Consider the following 21,190-nt stretch of genomic DNA (forward strand, 5'->3'; position numbering starts at 1 on the left):
GGGCGCAATGAGGACATCCCCCAAGAAGGCGCGGCTGTCGGTCTATCTGGAACCGAAACTGCTGGATGCCCTGACCGCGCACGCGGCACGGCGCGATCTTTCCCTGTCTCTCGTGGCGGAAGCGGCCATCGCGTCCTTCCTGTCGCCCGATGCCGATGAACGACGGGAAGCGGCGATGAGCCGCAGGCTGGACCGCCTCGACCGGCAGGTCGCCCGCATGGAGCGCGATCTCGGGATCAGCCTTGAGACGCTGGCCCTGTTTATCCGCTACTGGATGACGGTCAGCCCGCCCTTGCCGGAACCGGCGGCCGCCGCGGCTCGGGCTCAGGGGGCGGAACGGTATGAGGCGTTCGTGGCCGCCCTTGGTCGACGACTCAGCCGGGGGCCATTTTTCCGGCATGAGATCCCCGACGATGTACCTCCCGCAGCGGAATCCTGATCCCGCGATCCGCAAGTAAAAACCGCATCCGTTACGATCCTGTACGATCGCAGGAAAATGCTGTTGAAAACGGGAGGAAGCAGCACTCTCTAATGATCCCCGTCGTCGTCCGGAGAGGCCGGATGATCCAAATGGACGGGGATTCCCATGGCGGTTACACCGATTGAAAGTGGTGCCCGACAGCGCGGCATATCCATGCTGCGCACGGCGATGGGACCGGCGATTGCCCGGCATCTCGCTGATCCCGCTGTGGTCGAGGTCATGCTCAATCCCGATGGGCGGCTGTGGATCGATCGGCTGTCAGAGGGCATGGCCAACACGGGCGACGTCATCACGTCGGCCGATGCCGAGCGCATTGTCCGTCTTGTCGCGCACCATGTTGGAGCGGAGGTGCATGAGGGTGCGCCACGCGTCTCGGCGGAACTACCAACCGGTGAGCGGTTCGAGGGGTTGCTGCCGCCTGTGGTGACAGCCCCGAGTTTCGCGATCCGCAAACCGGCCGTCGCCGTGTTCACTCTCGATGACTATGTCGCTGCCGGGATCATGACCGATGCACAGGCAGATTCCCTGCGTCATGCGGTCTCGGAACGGAAAAACATCCTGGTCGTGGGCGGGACCAGCACGGGCAAGACCACGCTGGTCAATGCCCTCCTGGCCGAGGTGGCGAAGACCGACGACCGGGTCGTGCTGATCGAGGACACGCGCGAACTGCAATGCGCGGCACCTAACCTCGTGTCTCTGCGCACAAGGGACGGCATCGTCACGTTGTCCGAACTGGTGCGCTCGGCCCTGCGGCTGCGGCCCGACCGTATCCCGATTGGCGAGGTACGCGGTCCCGAGGCGCTGGATCTGCTGAAAGCCTGGGGCACCGGCCATCCCGGCGGCATCGGCACGCTGCATGCCGACACCGCCATCGGTGCCCTGCACCGTATGGAGCAACTGATCCAGGAGATCGTGGTCACGGTGCCTCGTGCGCTGATCGCCGAGACCATCGACGTGATCGCTGTCCTCTCCGGGCGGGGCACGCAGCGCCGACTGTCCGAACTCGCCACCGTGGACGGGCTTGACCCCGCTACAGGCGCTTATTGCATCCATCCCTTCCAGCTTCGGGAGAATCCTAATGACCCATGCCATGACCCGCGTGCGTCGGCACGCGCCTGCACTCTCCACCGTGCTGCTTCTGTCCATCGCATGGTGCTCCTCGGCCCTGGCCTCGGGCTCGGACATGCCGTGGGAGGAACCGCTTAACCAGATCTTGGAATCCGTGCAGGGGCCGGTGGCGCGCATCGTGTCGGTGATCATCATCACTGTGACCGGCCTGACCCTGGCGTTCGGGGAAACATCGGGAGGGTTCCGTCGCCTGATCCAGATCGTCTTCGGACTCAGCATCGCTTTTGCAGCGTCCAGCTTCTTCCTCTCGTTCTTCAGCTTCTCGGGCGGAGCACTGATCTGATGGCGGGATATGACGATGACGCGGTGGCGGGCTTTCATGTCCCGGTGCATCGCTCGCTGACCGATCCCATCCTGCTGGGTGGGGCACCCCGTGCCGTCGCCATCGCCAATGGCACGCTGGCGGCAGCGATCGCGCTCGGCCTGCGCCTGTGGCTGATCGGAGCCGTCTTCTGGATTGTCGGTCATGGGCTCGCGGTCTGGGGGGCGAAGCGCGACCCTTTCTTCATCGAGGTGGGACGGCGGCATCTTCGTTATCCCGCCTGGCTCCGGGCGTAGGGAAGGCAAGGTCATGATGTCCCTTGGTGAATATCGCAGCCGTGCTGCCGTCCTGTCCGATTTTCTGCCCTGGGCGGCGCTCGTGGAGAAAGGCGTTGTTCTGAACAAGGACGGTTCCTTCCAGCGCACGGCAAAAATTCGAGGCCCTGATCTGGACAGCGCCACACCGGCCGAACTGGTAGGGGTGACGGGGCGGCTGAACAATGCCCTGCGCCGTCTGGGCTCCGGCTGGGCCGTGTTCGTGGAAGCGCAGCGTGTGCCGGCGACACTTTACCCCGAGAGTGATTTCCCCGATGCGGCCAGCCAGATGGTCGATCTGGAACGTCGTGAACAGTTCGAGGATGAGGGCGCTCATTTCGAGAGCCGGTATTTCCTGACCCTGGTCTGGCTTCCGCCTGCGGAATCATCAGGCCGCGCCGAGCGTTTTCTCTATGAGGGCCGGGAGCGGGAGGGACCGGATCCGCATGGTATGCTTCATGCGTTCGTGGATCGCTCCGACCGGCTTCTGGCCCTGCTGGACGGGTTCATGCCCGAGGCCGTCTGGCTGGATGACGGCGAAACGCTGACCTATCTGCATTCCACGATTTCCACGCGGAACCAGCGGGTCCGGGTGCCGGAAATCCCGATGCACCTTGATGCGCTGCTGGTGGATCAGCCGCTCTCGGGCGGACTGGAACCCAAACTCGGCGATGCGTATCTGAAAACCCTGACCATCACGGGTTTCCCCAGCCGCACCTTCCCCGGGATTCTGGACGATCTGAACCGGCTGGCGATGCCGTATCGGTGGTCTACCCGTGCGATCCTGCTGGACAAGACGGATGCGACGAAGGTGCTGACGAAGATCAGGCGTCAATGGTTCGCAAAGCGCAAGAGTATTGCGGCCATTGTCCGCGAGGTCATGACCAACGAGGCGTCTGTTCTGGTGGACAATGACGCCGCCAACAAAGCCGCCGATGCCGACCTGGCCTTGCAATCACTGGGCGCCGATGATGTCGGGCAGGCTTACATCACCGCGACCGTCACGGTGTGGGACGGCTCCGCGTCGATTGCCGCCGAAAAATTGCGGCTGGTCGAGAAGATCATTCAGGGCCGCGACTTCACCTGCATGACGGAAAGCCTCAACGCCGTGGAAGCCTGGCTCGGCTCTCTTCCCGGCCATGTCTACGCCAATGTCCGCCAGCCCCCGGTCTCGACCCTGAATCTGGCGCATATGATCCCCCTATCTGCCGTGTGGGCCGGGCCGGAGCAAGACGGGCATTTCAGGGCAGCACCGCTGTTCTACGGCAGGACGGCGGGTGCCACACCGTTCCGGTTTTCCCTGCATGTCGGCGATGTGGGTCACACGCTGATCGCGGGACCAACAGGAGCCGGAAAATCCGTCCTGCTGGCGCTGATGGCGCTCCAGTTCCGCCGCTATGCGGGATCGCAGATTTTTGCCTTTGACTTTGGGGGTTCCATGCGGGCGGCAACGCTGGCAATGGGAGGCGACTGGCACGATCTCGGCGGCGGTTTGACCGATGATGATCCATCGGGAGAACAGGGCGGCAGTGTATCGCTCCAGCCGCTGGCAGCGATCGATGATCCTGACGAACGTAAATGGGCCAGCGAATGGCTCGGCCAGATCCTTGTCGGCGAGGGCGTGGCGCTGACGCCGGACGTCAAAGCCCATCTCTGGTCGGCCCTGACTTCCCTGGCGTCGTCGCCCGCTCATGAACGGACCCTGTCAGGCGTGGTGGCGCTGCTTCAGTCCAACGCCCTCAAGCAGGCGCTGGCTCCCTATTGCCTTGGTGGTCCTTATGGCCGTCTGCTCGACGCGGATGCTGAGCGGCTGGGTGATGCCGATGTGGTGGTGTTCGAGACGGAGGGCCTGATCGGCTCGGGTGCTGCATCATCCGTGCTGTCCTATCTGTTCCATCGGATCGAAGGTCGTCTGGACGGCCGCCCGACGCTGCTGGTCATCGATGAGGGCTGGCTGGTGCTGGATGACGGCGATTTTGCCGGCCAACTCCGGGAGTGGCTGAAAACGCTGCGCAAGAAGAACGCCAGCGTCATTTTCGCCACCCAGTCCCTGTCCGACATTGCCAATTCGTCGATCGCCCCGGCGGTGGTGGAAAGCTGCCCGACACGGATCTTTCTGCCTAACGAGCGGGCGATCGAGCCGCAGATCATGGCGCTCTATCGGGATTTTGGCCTGAACGACCGGCAGATCGCCATCATCGCCCGCGCGGCCTCGAAGCGGGAGTATTACTGCCAGACCCAGCGGGGAAACCGCCTGTTTGAACTGGGGCTCGGGCCTGTCGCACTCGCCCTGTGCGCCGCATCCGGCAAGGACGACCACAGACTGATTGATGCGGTTTTGGTGGAACACGGGCGGGACGGTTTTCTCCCTGCGTGGTTTGACGCGCGTGGCGTGTCATGGGCGGCAGATCTGTTGCGCGACGATCGTGGACCGGAGGGCGTGCCATGACGGAAAAATCTTTACCGTTCTGGACTGAATTTTTCGGTCGTGCGAGCGAAAAACATTTCCGCCCAGGTGTCCTTCTCACTTCTGCAATGCTGGCTGTCGGCGGGGCGTTCTCTCCCTTGCATCCGGCCCATGCCCAGTGGGCTGTGTATGATGGAGCCAACCATGTCCAGAATGTTCTCATTGCGGCACGGACCCTCCAGCAGATCGACAATCAGATCACGTCTCTCGCCAATCAGGCGCAGATGCTGGTCAATCAGGGTCGCAATCTGGCGAGCCTACCGCTTTCGACATTGTCATCGTTGCAATCAACGATTTCCCAGACCACGGCACTCCTCGCGCAGGCGCAGAATATCGCTTACAGCGTCCAGTCCGTCGAGCAGCAATACCAGCAGGCGTACACCTCAATCTCGTCTGGCATGTCCGACAGCGCCCTGTTCAGCCAGGCGCAAACGCGGTGGCAGAATTCCGTCGGTGGGTTTGAGGACGCGCTGAAACTTCAGGCTCGGGTGGTAGGAAACATTCCCAGCGACAGTTCAGCCATGACGCAACTGGTTTCGGCCAGCCAGACATCGACCGGGGCGTTGCAGGCGGCGCAGGCTGGAAACCAGATTCTGGCCCTGCAATCCCGTCAGTTATCCGACATTCAGGCCGAACTCGCCGCCAACGGCCGCGCCACAGCCCTGCAACAGGCGCGCGATGCGGCGACGGAAGCAGAAAGTGAAGCCCAGTATCAGCATTTTTCCCAGCATGACGCCTATGTGCCGGGCACGGTGTCGATGTTCGGCAGCAGCGGGAACTGACCGCCATGGCGATGGGCAATGTGGGCGTTATCGACACCTTCCTGAATACCTTCACCACCACCATCGACAACGGCTTCGGTCTGGTGAAGGGGAATGTGATCTCGCTGGCCGGAACACTGTCCGTGCTGGATATGGTACTGGCTGGTCTGTTCTGGGCCTGGGCTGCGGATGAGGACATCATCCAGCGTCTGGTTAAGAAGACGCTGTATATCGGCTTCTTTTCTTTCCTGATCAGCAATTTTTCCAGTCTGTCGAAGACCGTCTTTGACAGTTTTGCGGTCCTTGGCCTGAAAGTCGGTGGCGGCAGTCTGGCTCTCGGAGACTTCCTGCGGCCCGGTCGACTGGCATCCACGGGCTTCGATGCGGCGCAGCCCTTACTGGACTCGGTTCATAATCTCCTTGGTCCCGTGGCCTTCTTTACGAATTTCATCCAGATATTCGTGCTCTGCCTGTCGTGGCTGATTGTGCTGGCGGCGTTCTTCATCCTCGCCGTGCAGCTCTTCGTGGCGCTGATCGAATTCAAGCTGACCACGCTGGCTGGTTTCATCCTGATCCCCTTCGCCCTGTTCAACCGCACGGCTTTCCTTGCCGAGAAGGTGCTGGGCAATGTCGTATCGTCCGGTGTGAAGATCATGGTGCTGGCGGTCATTTCCGCCATCGCGTCGGTTCTGTTCGCCCAGTTCTCAACCTCCTACGGCAGCGACGTTCCCACGATCGGGCAGTCCGTCTCGGTGGTGCTGGCCTCGCTTGCAATTGTCGGCCTGTCCATTTTTGGCGGCAGCATCGCCAACGGGCTGATCTCCGGCGCACCGCAACTTGGGGCCGGTGCAGCCGTCGGTACCGGCATGGCGGTGGGTGCCATGGGTGCTGCTGCGGCGGCCGGTGTCGGGGCTGTCGCATCCGGTGGTGCCGCAGCCCTCGGTGCGACCGCTGCTGCCGCTCGGGGCGGGGCCGCGATCGTCGGGGCAGCCACGTCCGCCTATTCGGCTGGTGCTGCTGGCGCATCAGGTGGTGCGGGCAGCATGGCCGCCGGGATCGGAGGTATGGGCCGGGCCGTCGGCGGGAACGTCGCGAATGCCGTCAAAGGGGCGGCCTCACGTGCCGGTTCATCGCTCAAGGAAAGCTATGCCGCCGGTGGACGCTGGGCCGCGCGCGGGATGGGGGAGGGAGGCGAAGGCGGCGAAGGCGGAACCGGGGGTAGTGGACCGGCACCTTCTGGAGGCGGTGGCCCGGCTGGAGGAGGTGATGGCGGTGGAAACGGCGGTCCTTCTGGTGGCGGTTCCGGCGAACCGCCCCGCTGGGCGCAAAAGATGAAGCGCCGCAATGCCGCAGCCCATGCCGCCGAGGCCGCCCATGTCATCCGCTCCGCCGACGGCGGGGGCGGATCTTCTTCCATCGATCTGTCGGAAAAGGAATGAGGACGATGTTCCGCCGCTCGACCACACGCTACGGGACCACGCCCGAACCCGTGACACCGTATCAAAAGGCAGCGCAGGCGTGGGATGAACGGATCGGCTCTGCCCGTATCCAGGCCCGCAACTGGCGGCTGATGGCCTTTGGCAGCCTGTTTCTGTCAGTGGGGCTCGGGGCCGGGCTGGTCTGGCAGTCCGCGCGCGGCACCATCACGCCGTGGGTGGTGCAGGTGGACCGGCTGGGACAGGCGCAGGTTGTAGCCCCCGCGACAGCAGGCTATATGGCCGCCGATCCCCAGATCGCCTGGTATCTGACGCAGTTTATTGGTGATGTCCGTGGCCTGTCGTCGGACCCCGTGGTGGTCCGGCAGAACTGGCTTCGTGCCTATGATTTCACCACCAGGTCCGGTGCGCAGGCGCTCAATGACTATGCCCGCCTCAACGATCCGTTCTCGCGCATCGGGCACGAGCAGGTCGAGGTGGACATCGCCTCGGTCATCCGGGCCTCGCCCGGCAGCTTCCGCGTGGCCTGGACCGAGCGCCATTACCGCGACGGTGCATTCACCGGCACCGAGCGCTGGACCGCGATCGTCTCGGTCGTTCTGCGCACGCCGCGTGATGCCGATCACCTGCGGAAAAACCCTCTGGGTATTTACGTCTCCGCCATCAACTGGTCGAAGGAGCTGGGCCAATGATCCGTCGCGCTTTTCGTGTCCTGCCGCTGCTGATCCTGCCTCTGCCTGGCTGCGCGCAGCATTACCACCCGCCGGTCATCCGCTATGATGACGCTGTTCAGGCGACACGTCTGCCGGATCCACCGAAACCGGTGCGGGTGGTGGAGGTGCCACAGCCACTTCCCCTGCCGGGCCAGCTCAAGCCGTTGCCCCCACGACGCGTCATACATCCGGCCCCCGAAGTTGTCGATCCGACCACGCGTGTAACACAGGCCAATCTGGCGGCGCGCATTCAGCCCACGCGAGCCGGGTTCATCAATGCGGTGCAGGTCTATCCTTATTCCCCCGGTGCTCTCTATCAGGTCTACACCTCGCCCGGCGAGATCACCGACATTATGCTCCAGCAGGGTGAAAAGCTGGTGGGAACCGGACCCGTGGCGGCAGGTGATACGGTGCGCTGGATCATCGGTGATACCGAAAGCGGGGCAGGGGCGACAAAACGCATCCATATCCTGGTCAAACCGACGCGGCCGGACCTCACCACCAACCTGATCGTCAACACCGACCGGCGGACCTATCTCGCGGAACTACGTTCTACACCGGCTACCTACATGGCGTCGGTGTCGTGGGATTATCCCGAGGATGATTTGATCGCCCTGCACCGGCAGAACGATGAGGCCGATGACGCTAGCCCAGTGGACACGGGGCTGGACCTGAACGCGCTGAATTTCCGTTACGTCATCCAGCCGGTGAAAGGCGGCACGCCGCCCTGGCTGCCCGGCCGGGCGTTCGATGATGGTCACAAGGTCTATATCGCCTTCCCGTCCGGGATCGGGCAGGGCGAACTGCCGCCGCTTTTTGTGCTGGGGGCGGATGGCGGGCCGGAACTGGTCAATTATCGGGTCCGGCAGAGCTGGATGATCGTGGATCGCCTGTTCGCGGCGGCCGAATTGCGGCTCGGGGATAAACACAGCGAGCAGCGGGTGCGCATCGTCCGTACCGATGGACGGCGGACATGACCGGGCAGGCGCCGACAGTGGGCGAAAATCCCACAGGCGCTGCAACGCCGCCGCCCGATCTGCGTCTGCGGGCTGATCGGCCGCGCGTGGTCCGTCTGTCGCGTACTGTGGTCTGGTCGCTGGGCGGGGTCGGCATGGTCGCGGTGGCCTTCGCGCTGGGGTATGCCCTTCAGGCCAGCCATAGGCCGCCATCGCCGCCTGCCGCGCAGGACACCGATGTCCGTCCCTCGGCCGACGGACTGGCGGGGCTGCCCTCCGATTATGTCGGCAATACCGTGCCGAAGCTCGGTCCCGCGCTGCCCGGTGATCTTGGACGTGCCATTCTGCATGCGCAAGGGCAGGAGAAGGCGGCCTCCGGTACCGAAGACCACCGCGCCGCGCAGGAGGCCGAGGCGGCGATCGCCAGCCGACTGTTCGTGCAGACGGGGGAGCGTGACCGTGTCAGCGAACAGGCGATGCCGCCCGCGCCGGGCGCTCCGGCCTCTCAGGGGCGGGCGTCCGCCACGACCGGACCACAGGCCGGAAACCTTGCCTTTCTGGAGGGGCAGCCGGATCGCGCGACAACCAGCCCCGATCGCATCATGTCGCTGGTCTCGCCCTACGTCCTCCAGGCGGGCACCGTGATCGCGGGTGCGCTGAATACGAAGATCAGTTCCGACTTGCCGGGCCAGATTACCGGCCATGTGACCCAGAACGTCTATGACAGCCCGACCGGGCGCTATCTTCTGATCCCGCAGGGCAGCACGTTGTCCGGGGCCTATAACAGCAGCGTCTCCTTCGGGCAGCAGCGGACACAGATCATCTGGACGCGGCTGATCTTCCCCGACGGCGAGAGCCTCGTGCTGGAGAAGTTGCCCGGCGGCGATGCCATCGGCCAGTCGGGCCTGTCCGACGAGGTGAACAATCACTGGGGGCAGCTTTTCAAAGCCGCCCTCGTCACGACCCTGCTCAGCGTCGGCTCGGAAGCGGGCACGTCATGGAACGAGAACAACCTGATGCAGGCGATCCGCAGCGGCGCCAGCAACGGCTTCTCCATGGTGGGCAACCGGCTGATCGATCGCAGCCTGAACGTCCAGCCTACCCTGACCGACCGGCCCGGACTGCCGTTCACCGTTCTGGTCGGGCATGACCTGCTACTCAAACCCTACCGGGATCAAGGACACATACGATGACGGACCTGAAAATCCGGGAACTTCCCGATGAGAAACCGGTGAAAATGACCGTGGCGTTACCTCCCGATATCCATCGCGATCTGCTTGCCTATGCGGCACTTCTGTCCGGCAAGGATGGGGCGATGGACCCGGCCCGGCTGGTCGCGCCCATGCTTCGGCAGTTCATGATGTCGGACAAGGGGTTCGCCAGAGCACGGAGGCAGGTAAAAGCAGCACCGTCGGAAAAGTAGCCTTCAGGGTCTGTGGGCTTCGATATATTGGGTGAAACTCCGGGCGCAGGGATTTTCATTGTCGGGTCGCCAGACAATCCCGAACTCCAGATGGGAGGAACCGCCAGCGTCGCGGATTTCCGTGATCGTGACGTCATGCCCATGCTGGTCGCGGATTAGTGGCAACCATGAGGCGGGAAGCAGGGCGATGCCTTCGTAATTCTGGACGAGTGCTATGATCCTGTTGCTGCCGATATCATGACGCCGGATCTTCGGGCCGATATCTGTCTCCCCGAGCTTGCGCTGGATGAGCGTCTCGAAGTCCTGACCCGCGTTGTCTCGTCCGATCAGGAATATTTCATGACGCAGGTCCGCCCAGGACACTTCCGGTTGTGTCGCGAGAGAATGACCAGTGGGGAGTGCGGCTACGATGCGGTCGCTCCACAGAGGCGTGACCCGTAACGCAGGGACCAGATTGCGGCGGGTGACGACCGCGAAATCGATCTGCCCGTGCTGGAGGCGACGCAAAAGCCTTTTGCCTGTGCCCTCGGAATAACGAAAGAGGATATCGGGATATGTGGTGCGGAACTCCGCTGTGAAGGCGGAAAGTTTTCCAGGCAGGACGCAGGTCTGGATGCCGATCGAGATCTGGCCATTCTCGCCTTTGCCCGTCCGCCGCGCGCGAGCGTTCATGCCGGCCACGTTGTCCAGGATCGTCTGGGTCCAGCGGATGAATTCCCGGCCGAACGCAGTTGGTGCAGCACCGGCCGGAGAGCGGGTGAATAGTCTGACATTCAACCGCTCCTCAAGGTTATGTAGCGACCGGCTCACGGCGGACTGCCGGGTGTTCAGAAAACGCGCCGCGCCATGGATACTGCCGTGCTCGGCGATTGCCCGCACGCACAGCAGTTGCCACAAATCGAATGGCGGACGGCGCATTATTGTGGTCGCCGTCTTGTCAGACTTGCGTCCGACAAGAGAAGCCTAAGTTGTGTGGAATACATTTGGAAACCGGACTCTATCGAACGCTCTTCCTCACTCTTTGAACGAAAGACCGGTAATCTCTTCGCTTTTGTGCCAAAGCTCATCGGCTGCCTTCGGATCAATCGCATAGGCTTCGACCCCGATCAGCCGATTAGCGCGGTCCTCGGTGCTCACATCGACGGGATCAATCTTTGGCAGCACGGGCGTAATGTCGCAATCAGCGCAATACACGCCCCCTTTACCATCAAGCTCCGGGCTGACGGCGCACCAGACATGGGTTGCGGCTCCCTGCGGTACTGATTTCAGATCACGGCTCAGATCGACGATTGGCCGATCGTTCTGATCGACGAAGCGCGCCCTTTTCAGCATTTCTACCCCGATATACGTTCCGAGATTTGTCGCCGCGATGCCGCCGGGATGGAGTGAAAAAGCACGGATACCCTCACTCTTGCCGCGCTGGTCAAGACCGACTGCGAAGAGGATGTTGGCCGTCTTCGACTGGCCATAAGCCTTGAAGGGGTCGTAGGCACGGTGCTCGAAATTAATGTCGTCGAATACCACAGGCGAGAAACGGTGCCCGGCCGATGATACCGACACCACGCGCGCACCCTCGGCCCGTTTCAGTGCCGGCCAGAGCTGCAGCGTCAGCCGGAAATGACCAAGATGGTTGGTGGAGAATTGTAGCTCATTGCCCTGAGCGTCGCGCTTCAGTTCTGGCAGCGCCATGATGCCTGCATTGTTGATGAGCATATGCAGCGGTAGACCCGATTCAACGAAATCATGCGCGAAGGCATCAATCGAGCCGGGATTAGTGAGGTCCATCGGCAGAACCTCCATGCCGCCGCTGACTTCGGTGATGGCTTTGCGCGCACGCTCGACATCCCGCGCCGGCACAATGACGCGTGCGCCCGCCGAGACGAGCGTGCGCGCTGTTTCGAGCCCGAGACCGGAGTAGCCGCCCGTGACGATTGCCACCTTGCCGACTAGATCGACGCCCTTGATGACGTCAACGGTCGTGGAGGCGCGACTGAAACCCGAACTGATGGGGGCCTGGGGTGTGTTCATAGCTGTATCTCCCTTTTTATGGAAACCAGACTATGCAGTCAGATAGGAACGATGAATGCGTGTCCGTCCGCGTTTTATGAGCGATCGTTCAGAAAAATGCCCTTAATTTCCAGCATATGCAGATGCTGCACGTAGATATAAATTATAAAACTATCTCTCCTTAATATCATGTAAGAAATCGAGCAAAGCAGCGCTCGTCTGCTCCGAAGCCTCAAGTTGAGGCCAGTGTCCCACTTCCGGAATACTGATAAACCCTCGGAGATCCGCCAGAACGTGGCAGAGGGAGTCCTGTGTCACCGGATGGAGCGCATTCAGGCCGTCCACGCCCCCGATTATGAAGAATGATGGAACCTTAATCCTGCATCCCGCGAAAGCATCCAGCATGTAAAGATAGGGCACCAGTGCGCGATAATAGTTGAGAGGTCGATGGAATCCATTCCGCTCAAATTGATCGACCATCACCGCGAAGTCAGCAGGATCGACAAAACTCGGTCGCACGACGGGCGCTGGTCGCAGGAGACTGCGCTTGCTGTCCATCGGATGCCAACGCTCGTTTGCCGGGGCTTCGCCGGACGTCCAATAGAACGCGGCCGGAAGTGTTTTTTTTGCGTCTGCCCATTCGCCGTCGGCTTCGGGCCGCATCTGCTGAAACATATAGAAATCGTGCTGGCCGTTTCTCCATAAATCTGCGAGAAAGTTCCCACCATCGAATTCAAAAGGTGGTACGCTCAGGCAAAAGACGGCACTAAATCGGTCGGGTCTGATAAGAGCTGCGGCCCATGCGGCAACGGCACCAAAATCATGACCAACAAGCGTCGCTGTTTCGCAGTCCAGGGCGTCGAGCACCGCGACAAGATCGCCTACGATATTGAACGCGCTATATTGTGAGGCATCGTCTGGACCTGTGCTCTGGCCATACCCGCGCATGTCCAGGGCGATCGCGCGATAGCCCGTATTGGAGATCGCCTCCATCTGCCGACGCCAACTGCGCCATGTGTCGGGGAAGCCGTGGCAGAAGAGCACGGCGGGCCCTGTTCCACATTCGACCACATGCAGCGACACACCATTTTTGGCGACATTGTAGTCCTTCATGTTTTGCGTATCCCGTGATGAAATCATGCGTGATTTTCATAGGTCCACGGTGTCAAACCGTGGATCATGATGATGTGGTCAGAACGATCGGGAGGTTACGGTACGGCCGTCCACGGTCATGCCGGGGAAGGCGAGCATCGGCGCGAGAGTTTCGTTATTTTCGGACGGGAAATTCAATTTTGGCCTGGAAATGTCATTAAGTGTCTGAATTTGATCGGACGACAACGTGATGTTGAGGGAGCCAAGATTTGCCTGAAGCTGATCGATGCGCCGCGCGCCGATCAGCGTGGAACTTACGCCGGCCCTCGACCTGACCCAGGCCAGGGCGACCGACGCGGAGCTTACCTCCTGTTCCGCTGCCACGGCTGCGACCGCTTCGATGATGTCGTAATCGGCTTCACTCGGAACTCCGACCATTCCGGTGCGTTTCGTATCGACATTGTCGCCGCTCCCACGCCTGAATTTTCCGCTCAGGAATCCGCTCTTCAGTGGCGACCAAGGCATGATGCCCATGCCCAGATCGCGTGCCATGGGGAAATGTTCGCCTTCGCTGGTCCGCTCAAGCAAAGAGTATTCGAGTTGGAGCGCGATGATCGGTGCCCATCCCCGGAACCGCGCGATCATCTGCGCTTCGGTCGTCTTCCATGCAGGAATGTCCGAGAAACCGATATAACGGATCTTACCAGCCGCCACGAGATCATCAAGCCCGCGTAGCGTTTCCTCGACAGGGGCAGTCTGATCCCAGTTATGAAGCCAGTATATGTCGATATAATCGGTCTGGAGCCGTTTCAGCGACGCTTCGCACTGCTGCAAAAGCGCCTTGCGGCCAGCCCCACCGCCGTTCGGATCGCCGGGAAACAGATTACAGAAGAATTTCGTGCTGAGCACGATCCCGTCACGGCGGACATTCTGTTGATGCAGATAGTCGCCGATGATCCTTTCGGAATGTCCACCCGTATAGATGTTTGCCGTGTCGATGAAATTGCCGCCCTGATCGAGATACATGGACAGCATCGCATGGGAGTCCTCTTCGTTCGCCCCCCAGCCGAAATCTTCGCCGAATGTCATGGTGCCAAGGCACAGAGGACTGACACGTAAGCCCGAACGGCCAAGCGTTATGAAATGATCGAGAGGCATGTGGCGCTCCTTTTTTGTTCACGAAGGTCACATTCCGTTAGGCTGCTCATTTCGAATTATGAATGCTTGATCGTGCAATATTTATGAGAGATAATACGAGGATGCGCACAGATCCGCTTTCTGACGTCCTTGATCTCGCCGACGCGCGTTGCGTTCTCACCGGTAATCTTGTTGCCGGGAGCGATTGGGCGCTCAAACTCAAGCGCACGGATGCGGTGAAGTTACTCGCCGTCGTGACAGGGGCGTGTTGGCTGGCGACCAAGGCTGATCCCGCAACCCCGATGCGGTTCGACGCAGGTGACGTCGTCATCACGAATGGAGCCCCGGAACTTATCCTGGCCAGTGCGCCAGAATGGTTGGTGAACGCGCCGTCTATCCCTCCTGAACGGGATGTAGACGGGAACCTGTGTATCGGGACAGGTTCCACCTTCACGATGATGGGGGGGATGCTGGAAGTTGACGAGCAGCGTTGCGGCTTTTTACGGAAAAGTCTTCCTCCCATTCTGCATGTCAACGGTCAGAAAGGCGACGCGGCAAAGCTACGGTGGCTTTTGGCGGAGTTAGCTGAGGAGACGCAGCGCAAGCGCGCTGGTTCCACAATGGCGATCACCCATCTCGCGAAGTTATTATTCGTAGAAGCACTTCGGCTCCACATCGAAGCAACAAAGTCGGACGGATCAGGCTGGCTTACCGCGCTTGACGACAAACGTATCTCGATCGCGCTACGAGTAATCCACGCGGAACCGTCACACGCATGGAATCTCGACGAACTGGCGAAGCTATCTGGGATGTCGCGCACGTCATTTGCGGTACGTTTTCGTGACGTGGTTGGTGTTCCGCCCTTGACCTATGTAATCAACTGGCGGATGCGCTTGGCTGAGAGGGATCTGAGTGAGACGGATCACCCCATTGCAGATGTGGCTTGGTCACTTGGATATGGATCCGAGAGCGCCTTTAGTAATGCGTTCAGACGGTCAACCGGCATTTCCCCTGGCCGCTTCCGGAAGAACGCGATGCGAACTTATTCTGAGCGTCGCCGTAAAATGAACGACAGTGGAAGTTACTAAAGACTTTCCCTGTATGCGGTGAACAACACGCATATCCTGCATTTCCGGCCTACTCGTTGATGTCATCCGATCCCGTATCGAACATGTCTTCGCAGATCAGAAGTCACAGATTGGGCTCGTCATCCACACCGTTGGAATAGAACGCGCCATTATGAGGATTCACGTAGGGGTCATTTACTTCAGTAATAGTTCATGCATGGGCAGAAAAAAGTTCATTAAAACAGCCCATTAATCCCGCTTTGCTCTCAACTTGCGATTGCTGCAAGCTGAGAAGCAATCCTGCCCCCGCAACCACTTGCAGTTTCTGAAACCCTGCTAAGTCAACGGCTTAGCGGGGTTTTTCTATGCGTAAATTGAGGTCATCTTCTAGAGAACTGTTTAATTTCATAGAGTTAGGGGAAATAAGTTCAAAGCGGGGGTATCATACCGCGCAACCACTTGCGATTATCCTCATTGACGTGAGCCGCTGTTACAATCAGGCTCAGAAGCGAATGTAATTTTAGTTTCCGGATTGATGACTGACCTTATTCGAGACCTTATCCTTCGCTGGCGGGACGATCCGACAGGGACTTATCAGAGCTGGTTTCTGTGGGACGAGCGTATCAAGAATTTCCGGTCTATCCGCCGTGGTCTGCAGCAGGTCGTTGCCGAGATTACCGCTGGCATATTCGGGGTCGCCTACCGTGGTTCTTCCCTGGAAACGGTTGTTCATTCGATTGCGGAGCAGCGCCAGATTTTCAAGGGTGCGGATCACGCCTTTCTGTGGAAGCCGAAGCTTCGAATTCCCGATATCTACGAAAATTCTGCCAATCAGAAAGCATTCGGGCAGCTTCTTGATACCTGTCTGTGCTGCAATACCGAAGAACATGTGGTCTCGGCCATTCATGCAATTGATGCCCGTAAGATCAAGGGACTGGGACCAGCCGTCGCCAATCTGCTGTATTTCCTGCATCCTACGATCATGCCGCCTTTCAATACGGCGATCGTGAACGGCTACAACGCCCTGACCGGATCAAAGGTGAAGCTGGGACGATGGGAAGAATATCTTGCCATGCGGCAGGGCATCCTGAAACTGAATGCGACCTATCGCTCGCAGCTGTCCAATGATCTGGGCGCCATTGGAGGACTGCTGTTTGATCTCGGAAGCGGACGCTATTCAGCGCCGCCTCTCGAGGACGACGAAACAGCGCGAAAACTCTGGGAAGCGGATCTTCATCAAGTGAGGGAGCAGAGCGCAAAAGAGGCGCGGATCCTCGCTGCGGAGCGGGAGACGGATCATACCCATACCGAAATTCAGGGATGGCTTCGCGATCTGGGGCTTTCTCTGGGGTATAATGTCTGGATTGCGGCCAATGATCGCAGCCGTCCATGGCAGGACGGTAAATTGGGGGATGGCTGCCTGTCGGTGTTGCCTGGGTTCACGACGGAAACGCAGGGAGCGGAATCCGTGCGTCTGATCGATGTTCTGTGGCTGGACCGGCAAAGCCACCGGATTGTTGCAGCATTCGAAGTCGAGCATTCAACGACCATCTATTCCGGAATCGTGAGGATGCTGGATCTGGCTCTCGGGTCAGAGGCACAGGCACTGGAGGGACTGTACCTTGTGGAACCAGACAAGCGGGAAGCCGATGTGCGGGAACAATTGAGGCGGCCGGCATTCAGCAGGGTTGCCGACCTGAAAGTCCGGTATCTGCCTTATGAGGCGTTGGAGAAAGATCGTGAGGCAATCAGGCGCTTTGGTCACGGACTGAAGCCTATTGAAGCCATATCCCATCTGCTTACGCCGGTATGATCGTGATGACAGGCATGGCAGGAGAGGGATATGCCCACTATCGAGCAGTGATAAGGAAAAAAAACCATTCATACTGCCGGTAATTTTGACAGTATCATATGTGCTGCCTCCAGATGTGATTTAAGTCAAAACGAAAGTATTCTATAAATGACGGTATTTAAACTCATTGAAATGTGCATCTTTTACGCTCAGAACTACCTCTTTGGCCGAGTGCTTTTTAAGAAGATTTGATGATGGAAAATATTAACAATCAGGTTCTTTCAGTGCGTCAACTTCTGGCTTTGACGCAACTTTCTATCCCGACGTATCAACGTCCTTATCGCTGGGGAGCGCGAAATATAGCCGATCTCTTTACCGATTTGGCTACTCATCAAAATAAGAGCGCCTATCGATTGGGCTCTGTGGTATTTTATCAGCACACAGATAAAGACGAAAAACTCGATATTGTCGATGGTCAGCAACGAACTCTGACTTTGATGTTGACTATCAAGGTGCTGATTGAGGCGCTGGACGAAGAAAGTAGAGACGGCAAGAAGCAAGCAACCAAATTCCAGCGCCAAGATATTCGACAACAACTTGAGGCATTAAGGGAGCCCATCGGTGCGTTTATGGAGCGGACGCGTTTTTCTAGCCGCGATTCAGAGGTAAACCTCAGACGAAATTATCTAGAGTTGCATCGGAGGGTAGCCCGCTCGGAATTTGATGAGCAGAAAATCGATTTCCTACTCAATAAATGTCAGGTGGTCTGCTTTGTCCTCGAGGATATTTCCGAGGCGTTTCAGTTCTTTGATTCGCAAAATGCCCGAGGGCGCGATTTGGCACCTCACGATCTACTCAAGGCATTCCATCTGCGCGAATTTGCCGAGCACGAGACCTACCGCAAGGCAGAGGCCGTTGCTCATTGGGAACGCCTGCCCAGCAACGAACTGGCCCATCTATTTGCCTTCTATCTTTATCGAGTGCGCCAGTGGGCCGAGGGCAAGTCAGCGCGCTACTTTAGTAAAGAGAATGTGAATATCTTCAAAGGGGTCAATCTCGAGCGGGTAGGTCACTTTCCTTATGTAGAGTCACTTCGTATCGCCCACCATTTTGTTGACGATTACAATAGCCAATATCAGCGCAAGATAGATGGCCAGCGCATGGTTTTCCCATTTCATCTCGACCAGATGATCATTAATGGTCGACGCTTCTTTGAGATGGCCGAGCACTATCAGAAGCTCGTGGCTGCAATTGTGGCTCAGGAAACTGCCTCTACTCAGGAACAACCAGCTATGCTGCTCGATGACGCGCTGACGAAGCAAGCAGGCAAAGTGCTCTTTACCTTGAATCACTATGCACGTCGTCATCGTACAGGCGATCGCTATGTGCGAGCCATGTTTGACTGCGCTCTGATCTTCTACATCGACAAGTTTGGCAGCCAAGGGCTGTCGTTGGCCATTGAGAAATGCTTTATCTGGGCCTATCGCTGTCGTATTCGTCAGCAGGTGGTGCAACTGGCAACCATGGATAATTATGTGCTGGAGCACAACCTGATCCGTGCCATTCGTGATGCTCATCAGCCTTCTGATCTGCAGGCGTTCTATTTGCCAAACATAAGTAGAAGAGAAAACAGGAACAATCGTAACGGCAATAAAGATGAGCTGGTCGAATTATTTCAGGAAATGAATTACTATGTCTGACGCAATTGTTCGTCCGTTCTCCATCCGCGCGTTGCTGGAAGATAGTGCCCGTTATGTGGTGCCCATGTATCAGCGCAACTATGCCTGGGGCGAAGGGGAAATCACTCAATTGTTGCAGGATGTGCTCGATTATCAGAGTAAGAAAAATATAGAAGGCACAAATCAGACTTACTATATCGGTACCTTGGTAGTTTACGCTCGGGCCGACAGTACCTTTGAGGTAATTGACGGCCAACAGCGCTTCACGACCCTTTCCCTTCTGGCGATTTGGCTCAAAAACCAGAAGAATGGGGCGGTAGATATGAGTTGGTATCGAGATCTCAACCTCGGCTTCGAAAGTCGCTTGGTCTCGAGGCAAACTTTCGAGCGTTTATGGCAGGGTGCCGAGCCCTACTGCTTGCGTGGGAACACCTTCAATGAAGGGTTGGTGAATGGTTTTGAACTGATTGGTAAGGCTTTATCTGAGCTTGGGCTGATCGGCACAAAATTGATGACCTTTTGTGAATATTTATTCAAGCACGTGCAGATATCTCGTATCGAAGTGCCCAAGGATACTGACCTCAATCACTTTTTCGAAGCGATGAACAATCGCGGTGAGCAGTTGGAAAAGCACGAGGTGGTTAAGGCCAGGATGATGGAGGTGTTGAACCGGATTCCTGAAGTAGAAACACGTCGCCAGAACATCTATGTACTCGGGCGGGTATGGGATGCCTGCGCCAATATGGAACAATATATTCAATACGGTTTTACGCCTGCTGAACGTCATAGCCTGTTTGGCGAAAATGACTGGGGGCAGTTTCTACCCCAGGATTTTGATCATCTATGTAACCTGCTGCCGTCCTCTTGTAGAGCGAACTCAGAGTTCAAAACGGAGGATAGTGTCCCCACTGGCAAACATGGACGAACCTTGTTGGATATTTTGCACGACGACACGCTTGATGTGGTGAAAAATGTAGAACAGGAAAGTGCTGGCTCAGAGCGATTTAACAGCGTTATTAACTTTTCTAATTTTTTACTTCATGTATTGAGGCTCGTAAGCCGTGGTCCCGCCAACACGGAAGGCGTACCGCTTGATGATAAGCAACTGATCGATCAGTTTGAGTTGCGCGTAATGCAGCAGGCCGATCCGGTAGCGGCTGTCCAGCGCTTTACCTATGCCTTACTAAAAACCAAGTACCTGTTTGATCAGTTTATCATCAAGCGTGAGTTTGCGGGTGGCAAGGATGCCTGGAGCCTTAAACGGCTGCATTGGTATTCAAAAGACAGTGTCAGCTATATTAATACATTTGATGATAATGATGGTGGGTTTAGAGGTATTAATAGACGTATATTGATGCTATTATCGGCATTTCATGTATCGACTCCTACTTTGGTTTACAAACACTGGCTTAATGGTGCCCTACGCTATCTGTTCGATAACTTTAATCCAGAGAATCCGGTAAGGGCAGATGCCTATCTGGGCTATCTAGAGTGTCAGGCGCAACGCTTTGTCTTCCAGCGTTTTTTGGCGCCAGGCGAATTAGCTTCCTATTATCAAATGATTTACGGAGATCTTTCCATTTTGCCTCAGATCGTAGTTAATGAGCAATGGCGGGAGATGGTCCAATCCAAATTATGTTATGGTCATATTGAGAACAATTTTGTCTTTAACTTCCTTGACTACCTTTTGTGGGTAAACGAACGTGGAAAAAATGAAAATTCTGATCCAGTGATCAATTTTTTTGAGTTCACTTTCCGAAGCTCAGTGGAGCACTTCTCACCCCAGCATCCTATGGATGGTTATAAAACGGTAGAGCGTGTTGCACTTAATTCTTTTGGCAATCTTTGCTTGATTAGCCATAGCAAGAATTCGCGCCTGAGTAATTTTCAGCCTCAACAGAAGCTGGAGCACTTTGAGGCAAGTCTTGGTAATGGTCAGATCGACAGTCTGAAACTGCTCTCGATGATCGAGTTGATGAAAGCAAGAGGACGCTGGCAAGAGGCCGAAATTGCAGAACATCAAGACAAAATGATTGACATACTGGCTGAGTCGCTCCGGCATTTGTCGTCATTTCAAACGACAGGGTCGCTTTGAGTTGATCAGAAAATAGTTCCTTTAGCGAGACAGAATGTCAGAAAAACCACCTGACTATCCTTCGGGGCGTGAGCAAGAATATTTTCCCCTGTTGTGAAGTGTAAGCGAACATGGTTCTGAATAAACAAAGACTCCGTTTGACGAGGGCAGGGGGTATGGATTTCAGTGATGGAGTTAAGCGCAGGCGGAAAAAAGTGCATTAAAACAGCTTATTAATCCCGCTTTGCTCTCAACTTGCGATTGCTGCAATTTGAGAGCCAATCCTGCCCCCGCAACCAACGACGCTTGCGAATGACCATTCGCCACATTTCGCCGTGATCGTAGTGTGCGGTTCCCCGCAACCACTGAATCCTGCACCAAAAACTTACTAAAAACGCCAG

At 57.6% G+C, this 21,190-nt stretch carries 19 protein-coding genes and 1 pseudogene; 15 read left to right on the forward strand and 5 right to left on the reverse strand.

Features of this window, described 5'->3' with window-relative positions; all coding sequences use genetic code 11:
* The first annotated feature begins 7 nt into the window (after window positions 1–7).
* From Abin_RS15150 to Abin_RS15200, 11 genes are all read left to right on the forward strand, one after another.
* Window positions 8–439, forward strand: a complete 432-nt coding sequence (locus Abin_RS15150; RefSeq protein WP_048848458.1) for a ribbon-helix-helix protein, CopG family — start codon at window positions 8–10, stop codon at window positions 437–439.
* Window positions 440–586: 147 nt separating this feature from the next.
* Window positions 587–1,687, forward strand: a complete 1,101-nt coding sequence (gene trbB, locus Abin_RS15155; protein ID WP_255319375.1) for a P-type conjugative transfer ATPase TrbB — start codon at window positions 587–589, stop codon at window positions 1,685–1,687.
* Window positions 1,572–1,892: a TrbC/VirB2 family protein gene (locus Abin_RS15160; RefSeq protein ID WP_255319374.1), complete on the forward strand. Its 321-nt coding sequence runs from the start codon at window positions 1,572–1,574 to the stop codon at window positions 1,890–1,892. Before trbB ends, Abin_RS15160 begins: the two co-directional genes overlap by 116 nt.
* A complete protein-coding gene (locus Abin_RS15165; RefSeq protein WP_048848462.1) occupies window positions 1,892–2,167 on the forward strand; it encodes a VirB3 family type IV secretion system protein in 276 nt (91 codons plus the stop codon). The genes Abin_RS15160 and Abin_RS15165 overlap by 1 nt, the downstream gene beginning before the upstream one ends.
* Window positions 2,168–2,180: 13 nt before the next feature.
* A complete protein-coding gene (gene trbE, locus Abin_RS15170) occupies window positions 2,181–4,634 on the forward strand; it encodes a conjugal transfer protein TrbE (RefSeq protein ID WP_048848464.1) in 2,454 nt (817 codons plus the stop codon).
* A complete protein-coding gene (gene trbJ, locus Abin_RS15175) occupies window positions 4,631–5,434 on the forward strand; it encodes a P-type conjugative transfer protein TrbJ (RefSeq protein WP_048848466.1) in 804 nt (267 codons plus the stop codon). The genes trbE and trbJ overlap by 4 nt, the downstream gene beginning before the upstream one ends.
* 5 nt (window positions 5,435–5,439) lie before the next feature.
* The gene (trbL, locus tag Abin_RS15180) at window positions 5,440–6,852 is read left to right on the forward strand and encodes a P-type conjugative transfer protein TrbL (protein ID WP_048848468.1); all 1,413 of its coding nucleotides are present in this window, start codon (window positions 5,440–5,442) and stop codon (window positions 6,850–6,852) included.
* A 5-nt stretch (window positions 6,853–6,857) separates the two neighbouring features.
* Window positions 6,858–7,541, forward strand: coding sequence for a conjugal transfer protein TrbF (gene trbF / locus Abin_RS15185; RefSeq protein ID WP_048848470.1), 684 nt, complete (start codon window positions 6,858–6,860; stop codon window positions 7,539–7,541).
* A complete protein-coding gene (gene trbG / locus Abin_RS15190) occupies window positions 7,538–8,539 on the forward strand; it encodes a P-type conjugative transfer protein TrbG (RefSeq protein ID WP_048848472.1) in 1,002 nt (333 codons plus the stop codon). Before trbF ends, trbG begins: the two co-directional genes overlap by 4 nt.
* Window positions 8,536–9,711 (forward strand): TrbI/VirB10 family protein, encoded by a 1,176-nt coding sequence (locus tag Abin_RS15195; RefSeq protein ID WP_048848474.1) that lies wholly within the window; start codon window positions 8,536–8,538, stop codon window positions 9,709–9,711. Before trbG ends, Abin_RS15195 begins: the two co-directional genes overlap by 4 nt.
* Window positions 9,708–9,941, forward strand: coding sequence for a DUF2274 domain-containing protein (locus tag Abin_RS15200; RefSeq protein WP_048848476.1), 234 nt, complete (start codon window positions 9,708–9,710; stop codon window positions 9,939–9,941). The genes Abin_RS15195 and Abin_RS15200 overlap by 4 nt, the downstream gene beginning before the upstream one ends.
* Window positions 9,942–9,944: 3 nt before the next feature.
* On the opposite strand, the gene Abin_RS15205 is transcribed toward Abin_RS15200, so the two are convergent.
* The 4 genes from Abin_RS15205 to Abin_RS15220 form a co-directional block, all read right to left on the reverse strand.
* Entirely contained in the window at window positions 9,945–10,859 is a 915-nt protein-coding gene (locus Abin_RS15205; protein ID WP_048848478.1) for a LysR family transcriptional regulator, read from the reverse strand.
* A 96-nt stretch (window positions 10,860–10,955) separates the two neighbouring features.
* Window positions 10,956–11,969, reverse strand: a complete 1,014-nt coding sequence (locus Abin_RS15210; protein WP_048848480.1) for an SDR family NAD(P)-dependent oxidoreductase — start codon at window positions 11,967–11,969, stop codon at window positions 10,956–10,958.
* Window positions 11,970–12,119: 150 nt separating this feature from the next.
* A complete protein-coding gene (locus Abin_RS15215; protein ID WP_048848482.1) occupies window positions 12,120–13,061 on the reverse strand; it encodes an alpha/beta fold hydrolase in 942 nt (313 codons plus the stop codon).
* 78 nt (window positions 13,062–13,139) lie between these two features.
* Window positions 13,140–14,198: an aldo/keto reductase gene (locus tag Abin_RS15220; protein WP_048848484.1), complete on the reverse strand. Its 1,059-nt coding sequence runs from the start codon at window positions 14,196–14,198 to the stop codon at window positions 13,140–13,142.
* Between the two features lie 101 nt (window positions 14,199–14,299).
* Between Abin_RS15220 and Abin_RS15225 the strand changes: the two genes are divergently transcribed.
* From Abin_RS15225 to Abin_RS15240, 4 genes are all read left to right on the forward strand, one after another.
* On the forward strand, window positions 14,300–15,265 hold the full coding sequence (locus tag Abin_RS15225) for an AraC family transcriptional regulator (RefSeq protein WP_048848485.1): 966 nt from the start codon (window positions 14,300–14,302) through the stop codon (window positions 15,263–15,265).
* Between the two features lie 514 nt (window positions 15,266–15,779).
* Window positions 15,780–17,057, forward strand: coding sequence for a hypothetical protein (locus Abin_RS15230; protein WP_048848487.1), 1,278 nt, complete (start codon window positions 15,780–15,782; stop codon window positions 17,055–17,057).
* A 230-nt stretch (window positions 17,058–17,287) separates the two neighbouring features.
* The gene (locus Abin_RS15235; RefSeq protein ID WP_048848489.1) at window positions 17,288–18,736 is read left to right on the forward strand and encodes a DUF262 domain-containing protein; all 1,449 of its coding nucleotides are present in this window, start codon (window positions 17,288–17,290) and stop codon (window positions 18,734–18,736) included.
* Window positions 18,729–20,810 (forward strand): DUF262 domain-containing protein, encoded by a 2,082-nt coding sequence (locus Abin_RS15240; RefSeq protein ID WP_048848492.1) that lies wholly within the window; start codon window positions 18,729–18,731, stop codon window positions 20,808–20,810. Before Abin_RS15235 ends, Abin_RS15240 begins: the two co-directional genes overlap by 8 nt.
* Window positions 20,811–20,984: 174 nt before the next feature.
* Here Abin_RS15240 and Abin_RS15670 read toward each other — a convergent pair.
* Window positions 20,985–21,190 (reverse strand): annotated as a pseudogene (locus Abin_RS15670) (recombinase family protein); the annotation flags it as partial.

The organism is Acetobacter indonesiensis, assembly GCF_000963945.1.
In the GTDB taxonomy this organism is placed as follows: Bacteria; Pseudomonadota; Alphaproteobacteria; order Acetobacterales; family Acetobacteraceae; genus Acetobacter; species Acetobacter indonesiensis.